The following is a 15,028-nucleotide window of genomic DNA, read 5'->3' on the forward strand; positions in this document are numbered from 1 at the left end:
AAAGTGGGATCGGTTTTCGAAACCAGATGCGCGTAGAAACAAAAATATCGAGAGGTTTCAACGCTTCGATATCAACTGGAACTACTCCAGAGTGTCGTGTGTCTTATTGGATCAGAAAAATCGCTACAAATAACTGTTTTTACAGCATAATTTTATCTTACATCGAGTTAATTTTTAGGAGCTAGGCTCTAGGTCCTGAAAGGACGGTTCGCTTTTGCGGCCTCAATTTTGCATCTGGGTTGGGCAACAAAAAATGGCCTCCGTTATGCAACGAAGGCCATTTAATCTGCTTGGTCGAGCTTTAAAGTTTTAAGCTGCAATACCCAATGCGCCTGCAAAAAGTGCACGGCCGTCATCGCCGCCATGTGCACCTTCGATCAGGTTTTCAGGATGTGGCATCATGCCGAGAACATTGCCGCGCGCATTGACGATGCCCGCAATGTCATTGACCGAACCGTTCGGATTGGTGCCGTCTGCATAACGGAACACAACTTGCCCTTCGCCTTCGACGCGCTTCAGGGTTTCAGCATCAGCAAAATAGTTGCCGTCATGATGGGCAACCGGGCAACGGATGATCTGGCCTGGCTGATAACCGCGCGTGAACGAGGTATTCGCATTGCTGACTTCAAGCTTCACTTCGCGGCAGACGAACTTCAGCGACGTGTTGCGCATCAGCGCACCCGGCAGCATTCCTGCTTCGACGAGAATCTGGAAGCCGTTGCAGACGCCAATAACCATGACGCCCTTGTCGGCCTTCTCGCGAATGGCCTGCATTACCGGCATACGCGCTGCAATTGCACCGCAACGCAGGTAATCGCCATAAGAGAAACCGCCGGGAATCAGGATCAGATCGACATCATCGGGGATGCTCGTGTCTGTCTGCCATACGGTGATTGGTGCCTGACCGGAAATCTTGGTGATGGCCGCAATCATGTCGCGGTCACGGTTGAGGCCCGGAAGAAGAACGACTGCTGCTTTCATGGCGTTTTACGTCTCTTTGAATTTGAGTGCCCTTCAAACCCGCTGTGAAGCGGTGTGAAGGCGCGCAAAAAACTATACTTAAGCCGCAGCGCGTCAGGCGATGACGATTGCGTAATCTTCAATAACCGTGTTGGCGAGCAGCTTCTCGCACATGGCCTTGATTTCGGCTTCAGCTTTCGCCTTGTCCGAGCCTTCGAGTTCGAGATCGAAGACCTTGCCCTGACGGGCGGAATTGATGCCTTCGAAGCCCAGGCTGCCGAGCGCGCCGACAATAGCTTTGCCCTGCGGGTCGAGAACGCCGTTTTTCAGTGTAACGGTGACGCGTGCCTTGATCACTCTGTAGTTCCTGCTGATTTAATTTAACAACAATGAAAACAGCCCGGAACGCGAGTTACCGGGCTGTGCGGATCTTTACTTCACAAGCGTAGGGCCGGAAGGACGGGGCGTGTCGTTCTCGTTCATGATGCCGAGACGGCGCGCTACTTCCTGATAGGCCTCAACCAGCCCGCCCATATCGCGGCGGAAACGGTCCTTATCGAGCTTGTCATTTGTGTTGACATCCCAAAGGCGCGCCGAGTCTGGCGAAATTTCGTCGGCAACGACGATGCGCATCATGTCGCCTTCAAACAGACGTCCGCATTCCATCTTGAAATCAACAAGCTGGATGCCGATGCCCAGGAACAGACCGGTGAGGAAGTCGTTGACGCGGATGGCAAGAGCCATGATGTCGTCGATTTCCTGCGGGCTGGCCCAGCCGAAAGCGGTGATGTGTTCTTCGGTGACCATTGGGTCATCGAGGGCGTCTGCCTTGTAATAGAACTCGATGATCGAGCGGGGCAGAACCGTGCCTTCTTCGAGGCCCAGACGCTTGGACATCGAGCCTGCGGCGACGTTGCGAACAACGACTTCAAGCGGGATGATCTCAACTTCCTTGATCAGCTGCTCACGCATGTTGAGGCGGCGGATGAAGTGGGTTGGAATACCAATGCGGTTCAGCTGGGTGAAAATGTGCTCGGAGATGCGGTTGTTCAACACGCCTTTTCCGTCAACAACTTCATGCTTCTTCGCGTTGAACGCGGTTGCGTCATCTTTGAAGAACTGGACAAGAGTACCGGGTTCAGGGCCTTCATAAAGAATCTTGGCCTTGCCCTCGTAAATACGGCGGCGACGGTTCATGGCTTTTCTCGGATTTCCAAAAATGTGATGATCGGCTTTTGCCGCTATTCTCGCGGGCTACGTATAGCAATTGTGGGCTTTTAACAATCCTGCTTTGTACCCGTTCCCCCGTTTTAAGCGTTTCAGAGCCAGATAAATCAATAAAGTGACTTTTGGCTCTTGTATAATCTTGCGCCCCTTGCCAGCTTTAGGCAAGAGAACGGTTGACGATCTCACATAACTTAAAGTCTTGGGAGTTGTATGAATGGCCACTGGCATGGATGATCGCCGCAACACATTTGAAAGCAAATTCGCACTGGATGCAGAACTTCGCTTCAAGGCAGAGGCTCGCCGTAACAAGATCCTCGGCCTCTGGGCTGCACAGCTTCTTGGCAAGCACGATGCAGACGCTGATGCCTATGCTCGTGAAGTTGTTGCCGCTGACTTTGAAGAAGCTGGCGATGAAGACGTTTTCCGCAAACTACGCGCCGATTTCGATGCGGCAGATGTGAAGGTAACGGACGAAACCATTCGCGAGAAAATGTTTGCTTTCCTTGAGGAAGCGATCCAGCAGGTTCAGAAAGACTAACTCGTAGTATAAAGGGCGGAAATGCAAAATGCGTTTCCGCCCTTAGTTTTTTGTAATGCAGGGGAATAAGCATGTCTTTGTCTTCGCGTCTTCGTGCCGGAGAAACAGTTCTTTCCGCGTGGTCATCTCTACCGGAAGCACTGACAGTTGAAGTTCTGGCGCACAGCTCCTTTGAAGCAGTTACGCTTGATATGCAGCATGGCGGCCATGATGAGCAGAGCGTGTTGCGCAGTCTCGGATTGATCCTCAATGCTGGTAAGCCGCCAGTCGTTCGTATTCCGGTTGGTCGCTTCGATATGGCAAGCCGCGCGCTCGATTTTGGCGCACAGGCCGTGATTGCGCCAATGATCAACTCGGTTGAAGACGCGCGTAAGTTTGCAGCCGCAATGAAATACCCGCCGATTGGCGAGCGTTCATGGGGTGTTTTCCGCGCCAATGCTGATTACGGAGCGCCGGGCTCGAACGATTATCTCGTAACCGCCAATCAGGACACGCTGGCTTTCGCCATGATCGAAACGCGCGATGCCTATGATGCGCTGGATGCGATTCTTGACGTGCGCGGTATCGATGGCGTTTTCGTAGGTCCTGCCGACTTCTCGATTGCCTGGAGCAATGGCCGTGAAGCCAATCCGGATTCCGAAGCGATCATCGAGCCAGTGAGCATCATCGCTCGTAAGGCCGCAGCTGCTGGAAAATTCGCTGGCATTTATTCGCCGTCAGCAGAGTTCGCACGGCGCTACATCCCGCTTGGCTTCCAGTTCCTGACACTTGGAAACGATAGCGGCTATCTGCGTCTTGGCGCAAAAACTCTCGTTGACGCTGTCCGGGCTTAAATAAATAAGCGGCAGATCATTCAATCTGCCGCTTTCAAAACTGTTCTGAATCTATTTGATCAGAAAATTAGATAACTCTTTGATTCAATGCATTTTTGGCGGCTGAAGATTGGTCATAAATTCAGCAAAAACCATAGAGCCTTCCGGCCACGGACCATGTCCGGATTCCGAGTTGATATGCCCTGCATTGCCTGCATCGATGAGCAGCGCACCCCAGTCCTTCACGATATCTTCTGCGGCTTCAAAGCTTGAGAAGGGATCATTGCGGCTGACGACGGTAATCGTCGGAAATGGCAGGCGCTCACGCGGATAAGGGCCGAATGTCATCAGGTGCTTTGGCCGGATCTTTTCGTTCGACACATCGGGAGGCGCTACAAAGAAAGCACCGGCTACCTTGTGTTGAATTTGCGGAAGAGCGTGAAGCGCAGTTGCAACGCCGAGCGAATGCGCAACAAGCACGATCGGCTTCGTCGTCTCATTGGCTGCTTTGACCAGCTGTGCCACCCAATCGTCTTTGACTGGCTTCGACCATTCGGCCTGTTCGACACGTCGTGCCGTCGAGAGTTTATTCTCCCAGCGCGTCTGCCAATGGTCGGGTCCGGAATTGGTGTAGCCGGGGATGATAAGAATATCTGCGTCTTTGACTTTCATGCCCCCTATTTAGAGCCGTTTCAACGCATCTTCAAGCTCAGCTATAGCGCGTCAAAAAGAACTTAGATGTCGCAAATGATGAACAGCTTGTTCGCTGATCGCTATCTTGTGAAACACTCGCTAAATTGTGATCTTTAGCGGGAAGATAATTACGGAGAGGATTTGACGGCCATGACGATAAGCAGAAGAACGATACTTGGTTCTGCAGGTGCTGCCGTCATGAGCAATATTCTTTCCGCGCGCGCAGAAATGCCGCCGAAGGAGAATGAAATGACTGAAACACTGAAGATGGCCGCTGCTGATAAGGGTGGTTCGACCGCTGCCACTGTAAAGAGCGCTCCTTTGCCTTTTGCTATGACGACACCGGTACGTGTGGCGCGCATTGGCTTAAAGGCGCGCGATGCAGAAACTCTGGCTGAGTATTATCGTGATGTGGTGGGCTTGCGTGAAATGACGCGTCGTGGCGCTTCCATTGTATTGGGTGCGGGCGATCGTGAATTGATAGAAATCGAACAGTTTTCGGCTGCCAAGCCTGATGATCCACGCAGCGCTGGTCTCTACCACACGGCTTTCCTGCTGCCGACGCGTGGCGATCTCGCCCGCTGGTCGCGCCGCGCCATCGACAAGCAGCTGCCTGTTGCCGGTGCGTCTGATCATAATGTCAGCGAGGCAATCTATCTGACTGATCCTGAAGGCAACGGTATTGAGATCTATTCCGACCGTCCACACAATACGTGGCAGTGGAATGGTGATCGCGTGAATATGGGCACCGAGGCGCTCGACGTGAAGAACCTTCTCGACCTTATTGATCGTGAAGGTGGTGAATGGAACGGTGCACCGCAGAACACGGTTGTTGGTCACGTTCACTTGCGTGTTGGCAATGCGAAGGATGCGGAATCCTTCTGGCATCAGCAGCTTGGCTTTGACACCGTCCAGACCTATGGCGACAAGGCCGTGTTTCTGTCCACTGGCGGCTATCACCACCACATTGGTGCCAATGCCTGGCAGAGTTCAGGTGCCGGCTTGCGCGATAAGGATCGCACGGGTCTTGCATGGGTCGAAATGGAAGATACACGTGGCGGTAACAACCACGTCTTTGAAGACCCATGGGGCAATGTGATCAATACGATCAAAAAGAGCGCCTAATCCGAAATAATAAAAAGCCCCATGTTTACAGAAACATGGGGCTTTTTGCAGATTCAATTTATCAGCGTTAGTGATTTTGGTTATGGCGTCCGAAAATCGTGGCTTTCGAGAACCGGAGCGCAGCGTACTCAAGGTACGTGATCACCGGAGGCGCTCCGCATAATCCCGAAAAGTTGCAGACTTTTCGGAGAAAATTATGCGGTTTTAAAAAATTCACGCGATTTGCAGGCCGCCAGAGCCTAAATCTCAGCCGAAAACGCGCTTGAAGATCGTATCAACATGCTTGGTGTGGTAGCCAAGATCGAACTTTTCGCGGATCTGTTCTTCGGAAAGTGCTGCACGCACTTCCGCGTCACCGAGCAGTTCTTCGAGGAAGTCTGCACCCTGTTCCCAGACCTTCATGGCATTGCGCTGCACGAGGCGGTAGGAATCTTCACGCGAAACACCAGCCTGTGTGAGTGCGAGCAGAACGCGCTGCGAATGCACAAGACCACGGAACTTGTTCATGTTTTTCAGCATGTTTTCCGGGTAGATCACCAGCTTCTCTACAACGCCAGCCAGACGGTTCAGCGCGAAGTCGAGCGTGATGGTGGTGTCTGGGCCAATTGCGCGTTCAACGCTCGAATGCGAAATATCGCGTTCATGCCAGAGAGCGACGTTTTCCATCGCAGGCACAACCGACATGCGAACCAGACGGGCGAGGCCGGTCAGGTTTTCGGTCAGAACAGGGTTACGCTTGTGCGGCATCGCCGACGAGCCTTTCTGGCCGGGCGAGAAGAACTCTTCAGCTTCCAGAACTTCCGTGCGCTGCATGTGGCGAATTTCGATGGCTACGTTCTCAATCGACGAAGCTATAACGCCAAGCGTTGCAAAGAACATGGCGTGACGGTCGCGTGGAATAACCTGCGTTGAAACTGGCTCTGCTTCGAGACCGAGCTTTTCGCAGACATATTCTTCAACGCGTGGGTCGATATTGGCAAAGGTGCCAACAGCGCCCGATACAGCGCCTGTCGCGATTTCTGCGCGTGCTGCAACGAGACGCGCGCGATTACGTTCCATTTCGGCGTAGAAACGTGCGAAAGTCAGACCCATTGTGGTTGGTTCGGCATGAATGCCATGGCTACGGCCGATACGAACGGTATCCTTGTGTTCAAATGCGCGCTTCTTAAGCGCTGCAAGCACACGGTCCATGTCTGCGAGAAGCAGATCAGCTGCGCGGACCAGCTGCACATTCAGCGTCGTGTCGAGAACGTCCGACGAGGTCATGCCCTGATGCACGAAGCGGCTGTCTGGGCCGATGAATTCTGCCAGATGCGTCAGGAACGCGATGACGTCATGTTTGGTGACAGCTTCGATTTCGTCGATGCGCGCAACGTCGAACTTGGCGGCATCACCCTTTTCCCAGATGGTCTTTGCGGCTTCTTTCGGGATTACGCCGAGTTCGGCAAGCGCCTCACATGCATAGGCCTCAATTTCGAACCAGATGCGGAATTTGGTTTCGGGAGACCAGATGGCGACCATTTCTGGTCGGGAATAGCGCGGGATCATGGGCATATCCTGTTTTGGCGGCCCGTCTGCCGGGCTGCAGGTCTTGGGTAAAGGGAATGCGCGGTGTTTAGCAGAGCCTGATGCTCAGCTCAACGCACTCCCCCGGAAAAGTGGCTTCAGTTTATCGTGCAGCTTCTGCTGCTTCGCGAATGGCTTTGATGTTAGCGGCATAGCTCTCAACCGAGTTGCCTTTGTAAACGGCAGAACCCGCAACGAGAATGTTTGCACCGGCTGCAACAACCGATCCGGCAGTCTCAGGCGTGATGCCGCCATCCACTTCGATATCGATTGGGCGGTCGCCAATCATCTCACGCACTTGGCTGATTTTGTCGAGCATCGGCGCAATGAACTTCTGGCCGCCAAAGCCCGGATTGACCGTCATGACGAGAACGAGATCAACGTCATCAATGACGTTCGTCAATGCTTCGACAGGGGTTGCTGGATTGAGCGCCAGACCAGACTTTTTGCCCAAAGCGCGGATGCTCTGGAGCGAGCGGTGTGTATGTGCGCCAGCTTCTGCGTGGATTGTAATGAGATCGCAGCCAGCATCCGCAAATGGTTCAAGATATGGATCGCAAGGCGCGATCATCAGATGCGTGTCGAAGAAAGCCTTGGTGCGTGGACGAATTGCTTTCACTACCTGCGGACCGAACGTGATGTTCGGCACGAAATGACCATCCATGACGTCGATGTGAATCCAGTCGGCACCGGCTTCAAGCACGGCATCGACTTCTTCTCCCAGACGCGCAAAGTCGGCGGAAAGGATGGATGGGGCGATAGCGATAGGACGCATGGTTGTCTCCCTTGCAGGATGTTTTCACATCATAAAATAAAAATGCGTCCGGCCAGTTTTGACCGAACGCAGATATTGAGTCTCTAGCCCCAACGCTTGTGGAACCACATCCACTGGCCAGGATATTCGCGCACCCATTCCTCAACGGTGTCGTTGAGAAGCTGCGCGGTCGCGGCGATATCGATCTCGCCTTTTTCGTCGCGTGGCAGCTCCATGCGCTCTTTCAGCTCAAGCCGATATCGACCGCCAGGCAGGCGGATACAGCGTGCCGGATAAACATCGCAATCATACTGTCGCGCGAGTTTGGCGAGCAGCGGATTGGTTTTTACCGGGCGATCAAAGAAGGTTGAGGGAACGCCACGCTGGAACTTCTGGTCAACCAGCATTCCGACATTACCGCCAGCATCCAGAACCCGCGCCAGCGACCAAGCGGCACCGGCCTTTGATGGCACCAGATGGCCCATATTTGTTTTGCGTGCTTTGAGAACGGTCTTCGCAATATAGGGATTGTTCGGCGGACGGAAGAGGGCCGTCACATCAAGACCAAACGTACCGGCACAGATCGGCAGAAGCTCGAAATTGCCGGTATGCGCGGTGAAGAAGATATGCGGCTTTGTCTCGTCACGCAGACGCTCGAAAATCGGGATGCCGTCAACTTCGATCAGGCCTGGCTCGGTCGCATTGGGATCAAAATCGAAAATCGCATCGAGGAAGATGTATTCCGCGAAAAGACGCGCCATCGAATCCCACATTTCGACGGCGATCTTTTCAATTTCAGCATCGCTCTTCTCAGGATAGGCAAGGCGCAGATTGTTGGTTGCAACCTTGTGCCGTGGCGTCAGCGGTCCCACCTTGCGCGCGAACCATGCGGAAAAGCGGATTGCGCTTTTCGCAGGCAGGAGACGCAGCAGAGCCAGAGCCATAAAGACGGCCTGCGCCCAAAGCCAGTAGTTGAACTGCTTGAGCTTACGCGACCATTTGAAGAGAAGAAGCTTAATCTTGAACATAAAGGCTTAGTCGATCTGCAACACGATCTTGCCGAACACGTCGCGGCCTTCCATGCGCTTGAGAGCCGTACCGATGTCGTCAAAGCCGACAATGGTGTCGATCACTGGATGAACAACGCCCTGCGCCATTTTCTGCATCGCATCAGCCATGTTTTCCATGCGGCAACCGAAGGAGCCGAGGATTTTAAGCTGCTGCTGGAAGAGCTGCATCAGGTTCATATTGGTTGAAACACCGGAGGTCGAACCACAAGTGACGAGACGCGCACCGCGCTTCATGCAGAGCATTGAGCCTGCCCATGTGTCGGCACCAACATGCTCAAACACAACGTCAACGCCCTTCTTTTTGGTGAGCTTACGCACAACACCTTCAAAGCGGTCAACGCGGTAGTTGATGACGTGATCGGCACCCAGTGCCTTGGCCTTTTCGATCTTGTCGTCGGAGCCAACCGTGGTGATGACGGTGCAGCCCATCTTCTTGGCAAGCTGGATCGCAGCCGAACCAATGCCGGAACCGCCAGCCTGAACCAGAACGGTTTCGCCCGGCTGGAGTTTCGCATTGTCAAACAGCATATGCTCGACCGTACCAAAGGTAACGGGAGCGACTGCTGCACCAATGGCGTCAACGCCGGGAGGTGCTGGAACGAGCAGACGTGCTGGCAGATTGACGGCTTCACAGGCAAAGCCATCGAGATGGAAGCCATGAACGCCGCCTACGTGTTCACACAGATTGTCGCGACCTTCGCGGCAGGCTTTGCAAAGACCACAGGTGCGTGCGCCATAGATCGAAACTAGCTGGCCTGGCAGAACATTCGACACGCCGGGTCCGATTGCATCGACAACGCCGGAAGCTTCCGCACCGATGACCAGTGGCATCTTACGCTTGGCAAATGCCATGCCGCGCCAGCCCCATACGTCGATATGGTTGAGTGCGACGGCCTTGATACGGACCGTAACTTCGCCATTGCCGGGCGCGGCTGGCGGAGCAATATCGGTCATTTCAAGGCGACGATCGTCGAGGAGCTGTAGGGCGCGCATGAATTTATCCTTTTCAAGACATAATCCCGGGCAGCGTTTCGCTGTCCGGGATTACCGAGAATATATAACTGCAGATCCGATTAATTCGGATTTGCCGTCAAAACAAGGCTCGTGTTCTGTCCACCAAAGCCAAATGAGTTGGAAAGCACGGCAGAAACCTGTCCATCACGCTTAACATTTGGCACGACATCCAGCGGAATTGCCGGATCTGGATTGTCGTAATTGATGGTCGGAGGCAATGTGCCGGTTTCAATCGTCAGCAGCGAGAATACGGCTTCAATTGCACCAGCGGCGGTCAGTGTGTGACCGATCATCGACTTGTTGGACGAAACAGGAATCGAAGAAAGCTGCTCACCAAACACGGTTGAAAGGGCAAGATATTCCATCTTGTCATTTTCAGGTGTCGAAGTGCCGTGAGCATTGACATAGGAAAGCTGATCTTCGGTCAGTCCCGCATCTGCAAGTGCTGCGCGTACCGTGCCGATTGCCGGTGAGGCATCCGGCTTGGAGCGGGTGCGATGGAAATCATCAGCCTTTTCACCGCAACCAGCGAGAATGCCGAGCACCTTTGCACCGCGTGCGATGGCGCTTTCAAGCGATTCCATAACCAGAGCGCCGGAGCCTTCAGCCATGGCAAAGCCGTCACGATCCTTGGAGAACGGCTTGGATGCCTTTTCCGGCTTGTCATTCTGGGTAGACAGCGCCGATAGCAGCGAGAAACGGATCAGAGCTTCAGCCGAGACCGATCCGTCGGTGCCGATTGAGAGAACACGATCACTTTCGCCGCGACGAATGGCTTCAACGCCAAGCTGAATCGCGGTTGCGCCCGAAGCACATGCGGTCGACAGTGTCACTGGCAGGCCGCGTGTGCCAAAAGCCTCAGACAGACGCTCGGCAATGTAACCGAACTGCGTCGTATTGAAGAGGGCATCCTGACGGGCACGGCGGCAAGCTTCTAGCAGAAGCTGATAGCTTGCGGGGCCTTCATCCTTGATGCTGGCATCGAGTGCAAAGCGGCTTTTCCAGTCGAGTTCAACCGGAGGAGCTGCGAGGAAAAGCGGTCCGCCAAAATTGGTCACTGAAAGACCGGACTGGGCGAGGGCTTCTTCACCGGCAAGCCGTGCAAGCGCTTCCGAAAGAGGTGATGCACCAACTTCGCTTTCAGGCAGAAAATCAACAGTACCCGCAAAGCGCGTGTTGAGATTATCGGACGGGAAGCGTGTGATTTTATGAATGCCGGAACGTCCACCGGTCAGTGCAGCCCAGTTGTCTTCCTTGCCCTGTCCAAGGGAGGAAACAACACCTGCACCGGTAATTGCAACAATGGGGCGGCCGAGATGGTCTGTATATTTGGTCATCTTATGCTCTCACCAGCTTTGCAGCACCTTCGGCGCGTGTTGCGCCAATGGTGGTGACGATGGCTTCACTGACGGCTCCGTCTACGGCCTTCTCAGATGGGCCCGATGGAGCAAACGCTTCGCCCTTCCAGACCGAAATGGCTGCAAGTGCCAAGGCCAGCGGGAACTGCGCTTCGCGCAGGTGGCCGGTCAGGCTTGCAACGCCGCGATATGCGGCTGAAACGCCTTCAAGAGCTGCTTTTTCAGCGGCCGTTGCTTCATGTGCGCCGGAAGCGCCGGAGACAACATAGCCAGGCTCTGCGCCGCCATTGGCTGCGAGCACCAATTCATGCACGGTTTTGGCAAGATCAGCAGCATCGCGGCGGATCTGCGCGCTTTCGATGCTGGCAATCTCTGCATAGGCGCGTGCACCGCGTTTTTGCGCATGGTCTGCGCTTTCGAGCACGAGGAAAACACCGCCAGAGCCGGAAATCATGCCGCCACCGGCGCTGCCTTCACGTTCCCAGAGCGATGCCCAGCCGTCGTGCTTGAGCAAACCACCAAGCTCGTGACCGAGAATCATGTCGAAATGTTCAGAATTATAAGAGCCGCCGACCAGCGCATGGGTGCTCTGGCCTGAACGAATACGTGCAGCAGCTGTTTCAATCGCCGCGATGCCGGAGCCTTCTTCGCCCATGAAGGTACGGGAAGAACCAGTCACTTTATGGACGATGGAAATGTTGCCTGCCAGCAGATTGGAAAGCTGGGCAAGAAACAGGGTAGGGCGCAGCTCCGTCGACAGCTTTTCGTTGAGCATCACACTGCGATTGTTGCTGGTGCGACCTTCTTCGAGGATCTGCATATCGACAGTAATGTCGCGCTCGCCGCCACCGGCACCCACGATCATATCCATGCTTGCGCAAAGCGCTTCGTCGTCTTTAATACCTGCATCGTCAAGCGCCAGGCCTGCCGCATAGGTTCCAAGTCGCTGCCATGTCTCCATCTGGCGCTGGTCGCCACGCTTGGGGATTTGCAAACCCCAGTCGACTTCGCCAAGCGGATGAACTGTGTAAGGCGCAAAGTTTTCTTTTTCGAGGCGAGGTTCAGTACCTGCCTTGGAGAAAGCGTTCCAATGCGCATCCAGTCCTTCGCCTAGCGAGGAGATGATGCCAATGCCGGTTATGACGACTTTATTGCTCTGCATGGTTCGGTCTGCCCGTAAATGCTGTGCTCAAGAATGCTTGCTTGTTCCAGAAACGGAATCAGGGCGAACACGGATGTTCACCCTTCAATACCGTCAGCTTGCGTGGCTGTTCAGCCCTTCTTGGCTGCGACCAGCTCGTCAATCTTGGCGCAGAGGTTCTTCAGAACGAAGTATTCTTCGGTCGGAGCCTTGCCTTCGTTCACTTCCTGCGTCCACTGTTCCAGCGGAATCTTGATGCCGAAAGCTTTGTCGATAGCGAATACGATGTCGAGGAAGTCGAGGCTGTCAATGCCAAGATCGTCGATGGTATGGCTATCCGGCGTGATGGTGTCACGGTCGATTTCGCTGGTTTCGGCGATGATGTCGGCGACTTTGTCAAAAGTAGAGGACAAGTTTCGATTCCTTTATTCTTGGCGATGCCTCAACAGGCATGCGTCTGAGTATCTGCGCGTGTCTAGCGTGTTTCCGGCGATAGGGAAAGTCATATTGCTTTCACAATAGCCAGAGCGTTAATTGCGCATATAAGGTGCCTGCTACGCGAAGCGCAACATAAAGCGAATTACAAATTTTTGAAATATTGTTGGAAAAGAGTTGTTCACGGTTCGCTTCTTACTCGCTTTATGAAGTACCAAAGCCCGACCGCAGTACAGGCAAGCATTACAATCGCGAGCGCATATTGTACCGGTCCATTGCCGGAAGCAATGGCTGCGAGACCTGATGCCGCACTTCCCAGAGTTCCCAGTGCTTCCGGATGTTTAAGCACAGTCTTAACTGCCGTATCACATTGCTTTGCTTTGGGTGAAGCGTTGGCATTCGGTTTTGCAAATTCTGTTACGGTTGGTGTCGCTGCCAGCATCAATGCGCGTGACCGAACCCGTTCAACCCGGGCCAGCCAGCCCGCGCCAAATGTCGAAGCTGTGGACAATCCTTTAAGCCAGGCGGCACGAGCATCGCAAAGCGCATTGATAACCGCCTCGGGAGAGCGGCCGGAAAGGGCGGAAATCGTTTTGACGCCAATGACCCCATCCTGGGGCATGTTGAGGGTGGCCTGCAATGTTTTGGCAGCTCTTCCGGGGCCGGAGTTCACAGCAAAGTCGAACACAGCATAATCAATACCTGACGGAAGACTGTCACCGTCGATCTTGTTCCAGAATTGCTGTTGGTAGATTTTCGTTGTGGTCGAGCTTGAAAGGCTCTTCACGTCGGCAGCCGAAACTGTATGGCCTTCCCATGCGGAAAGTGTAGACAGAGTAATTCCCATATTCGTGGCGCCGCCGGGATCACGAGGATTGTCAACATAGCCACCTTCTTCACTAAAAATATAGGGTATAACTTTTTGGAAATTTTCCTTCATTGCTAAAATTCCTAATTTATATAATGAAGATAAAGTAAGTATTTTTAATATGGTTAGTTTAAACTATCATGTGACGGAATAATATTTATTTGTTTCTGTATTCCCGAATAAAATCGGGTCGTAATTTGATCCTGGTGAAGCGGGTATCGATAAGATTATTCTTCAAATAGAGATGTTTAACCCCGAGTGGCGATTGAATTTTTTCAAGGCGTGGATAGCGCCAGCATCTTGAGACGCCCTTGGTATAACGCGCTGATTTGATGCACTCAGATCAAAATGCATTCCAAGGGGCAGTGTTGCTGCGAATGCCTCTTGCGCAGGCTCGAATGATACGGCTTGATGCGGCTCTCATAAATGCATCAAAACGGGCGAACAAAGTGACATCGGAAATTTTCGGAAATGCACCGGACGGGCAGGCGGTTCATCGGCTTACGATCGCAAACGGTCCACTTGAAGCAAAAATCATTACATGGGGCGCATCCATACAGGATCTCCGCATGGAAGGGCATGATGCTCCTTTGGTCATAGGTTATCGTGACTTTGCGGATTACCCGGCGCATTCGCCCCATTTAGGCTCGATTGCCGGCCGTTTTTCCAACCGCATCCGCAATGCGCGCTTTGTGCTCGACGGAAAGGTCTATGAGGTAGAGCCGAATTTTCAGGGAATCCACAATCTGCATGGTGGCAGCAAAGGTCTCGGAAATCGTGTCTGGAAAATCACCGGCTCAGGTGCTGAGTTCGTGACACTTGCGACGCTTGCGGCCGATGGCGAGATGGGTTTTCCGGGTAATCTCAACGTGAGCTGCACTTATATGCTCAACGCAAAAGGCACATTGATTGTGCGTTTGGAAGCAGTGACCGATAAGCCAACAGTCTGCAATCTCTTGCATCATAGCTATTTCAACCTCGACGACGGCGGCGAAGGCGATATTCTCGATCACCAGCTCAAGATTGAGGCTGATGCCTATATGCCGGTCGATGAGGCACTGATTCCTGATGGGCGTGTTTTGCCGGTCAAAGGAACGGCTTATGATTTCCGGGATTTCCGCCCTATCCGTTTCGAAGAGGACGGCAAACAGGTCGAGTATGACAGCAATTTCTGCATGACGGCTGCGCGCGGCCCGTTACGGCCATGCGCTTCCGTTAAAGGAGCTCGCTCAGGGATTAGGCTTGATATCGAGACGACAGAACCCGGTGTTCAGTTCTACGCGGGCAATACGATGGCGAATGATTGCATTGGCCTGACCGGAAAGCCTTACGGCAAACATGCAGGTTTTTGCCTTGAGCCGCAGGTCTGGCCCGGTTCTCTCGAATATCCATACGTGCCGCAGGCAATTCTCCGTCCGGGCGAAGTTTACGCCCAGACAAGCCATTTCACTTTTTCGCGGGATTAAA

At 53.5% G+C, this 15,028-nt stretch carries 16 protein-coding genes; 4 read left to right on the forward strand and 12 right to left on the reverse strand.

The window, feature by feature from the left end; translation table 11 throughout:
* Positions 1-309: 309 nt before the first annotated feature.
* From purQ to purC, 3 genes are all read right to left on the reverse strand, one after another.
* Positions 310-981: a phosphoribosylformylglycinamidine synthase subunit PurQ gene (gene purQ / locus ABWV94_RS02050; protein WP_064320489.1), complete on the reverse strand. Its 672-nt coding sequence runs from the start codon at positions 979-981 to the stop codon at positions 310-312.
* 93 nt (positions 982-1,074) lie between these two features.
* Positions 1,075-1,317, reverse strand: a complete 243-nt coding sequence (purS, locus tag ABWV94_RS02055; protein ID WP_079211779.1) for a phosphoribosylformylglycinamidine synthase subunit PurS — start codon at positions 1,315-1,317, stop codon at positions 1,075-1,077.
* Positions 1,318-1,392: 75 nt separating this feature from the next.
* Positions 1,393-2,157 (reverse strand): phosphoribosylaminoimidazolesuccinocarboxamide synthase, encoded by a 765-nt coding sequence (gene purC, locus ABWV94_RS02060; RefSeq protein ID WP_007874627.1) that lies wholly within the window; start codon positions 2,155-2,157, stop codon positions 1,393-1,395.
* Between the two features lie 244 nt (positions 2,158-2,401).
* On the opposite strand from purC, the gene ABWV94_RS02065 reads away from it, so the two are divergent.
* Positions 2,402-2,725 carry a DUF1476 domain-containing protein gene (locus ABWV94_RS02065; RefSeq protein ID WP_113498607.1) on the forward strand — a complete coding sequence of 108 codons (324 nt, stop codon included), beginning with the start codon at positions 2,402-2,404 and terminating at the stop codon, positions 2,723-2,725.
* A gap of 65 nt (positions 2,726-2,790) precedes the next feature.
* A complete protein-coding gene (locus tag ABWV94_RS02070) occupies positions 2,791-3,558 on the forward strand; it encodes an HpcH/HpaI aldolase family protein (RefSeq protein ID WP_200635756.1) in 768 nt (255 codons plus the stop codon).
* 84 nt (positions 3,559-3,642) lie between these two features.
* On the opposite strand, the gene ABWV94_RS02075 is transcribed toward ABWV94_RS02070, so the two are convergent.
* Positions 3,643-4,209, reverse strand: coding sequence for an alpha/beta hydrolase (locus ABWV94_RS02075; protein WP_113498609.1), 567 nt, complete (start codon positions 4,207-4,209; stop codon positions 3,643-3,645).
* Between the two features lie 288 nt (positions 4,210-4,497).
* On the opposite strand from ABWV94_RS02075, the gene ABWV94_RS02080 reads away from it, so the two are divergent.
* A complete protein-coding gene (locus ABWV94_RS02080; protein WP_237853831.1) occupies positions 4,498-5,355 on the forward strand; it encodes a VOC family protein in 858 nt (285 codons plus the stop codon).
* Positions 5,356-5,601: 246 nt separating this feature from the next.
* Here ABWV94_RS02080 and purB read toward each other — a convergent pair whose 3' ends face one another.
* The 8 genes from purB to ABWV94_RS02120 all read right to left on the reverse strand — a co-directional run bounded on the left by purB (position 5,602) and on the right by ABWV94_RS02120 (position 13,633).
* The gene (purB, locus tag ABWV94_RS02085; RefSeq protein WP_007874633.1) at positions 5,602-6,903 is read right to left on the reverse strand and encodes an adenylosuccinate lyase; all 1,302 of its coding nucleotides are present in this window, start codon (positions 6,901-6,903) and stop codon (positions 5,602-5,604) included.
* A gap of 121 nt (positions 6,904-7,024) precedes the next feature.
* A complete protein-coding gene (gene rpe / locus ABWV94_RS02090) occupies positions 7,025-7,696 on the reverse strand; it encodes a ribulose-phosphate 3-epimerase (protein WP_079211780.1) in 672 nt (223 codons plus the stop codon).
* Positions 7,697-7,779: 83 nt separating this feature from the next.
* A complete protein-coding gene (locus ABWV94_RS02095; RefSeq protein ID WP_113498611.1) occupies positions 7,780-8,703 on the reverse strand; it encodes a lipid A biosynthesis lauroyl acyltransferase in 924 nt (307 codons plus the stop codon).
* A gap of 6 nt (positions 8,704-8,709) precedes the next feature.
* Positions 8,710-9,738 (reverse strand): zinc-binding dehydrogenase, encoded by a 1,029-nt coding sequence (locus tag ABWV94_RS02100; protein ID WP_079211781.1) that lies wholly within the window; start codon positions 9,736-9,738, stop codon positions 8,710-8,712.
* An 80-nt stretch (positions 9,739-9,818) separates the two neighbouring features.
* Entirely contained in the window at positions 9,819-11,096 is a 1,278-nt protein-coding gene (locus ABWV94_RS02105) for a beta-ketoacyl-ACP synthase (RefSeq protein WP_113498613.1), read from the reverse strand.
* Between the two features lies 1 nt (position 11,097).
* Entirely contained in the window at positions 11,098-12,279 is a 1,182-nt protein-coding gene (locus ABWV94_RS02110) for a beta-ketoacyl-ACP synthase (RefSeq protein WP_113498615.1), read from the reverse strand.
* 110 nt (positions 12,280-12,389) lie between these two features.
* On the reverse strand, positions 12,390-12,671 hold the full coding sequence (locus ABWV94_RS02115; RefSeq protein ID WP_007874646.1) for an acyl carrier protein: 282 nt from the start codon (positions 12,669-12,671) through the stop codon (positions 12,390-12,392).
* A gap of 203 nt (positions 12,672-12,874) precedes the next feature.
* On the reverse strand, positions 12,875-13,633 hold the full coding sequence (locus ABWV94_RS02120) for a glycoside hydrolase family 108 protein (protein WP_113498617.1): 759 nt from the start codon (positions 13,631-13,633) through the stop codon (positions 12,875-12,877).
* A gap of 377 nt (positions 13,634-14,010) precedes the next feature.
* Here ABWV94_RS02120 and ABWV94_RS02125 point away from each other — a divergent pair, with 377 nt between their 5' ends.
* Positions 14,011-15,027, forward strand: a complete 1,017-nt coding sequence (locus tag ABWV94_RS02125; protein WP_113498871.1) for an aldose epimerase family protein — start codon at positions 14,011-14,013, stop codon at positions 15,025-15,027.
* Position 15,028: the final 1 nt, after the last annotated feature.

The organism is Brucella sp. NBRC 12953 (assembly GCF_040369775.1).
Taxonomy (GTDB): domain Bacteria; phylum Pseudomonadota; class Alphaproteobacteria; order Rhizobiales; family Rhizobiaceae; genus Brucella; species Brucella pseudogrignonensis.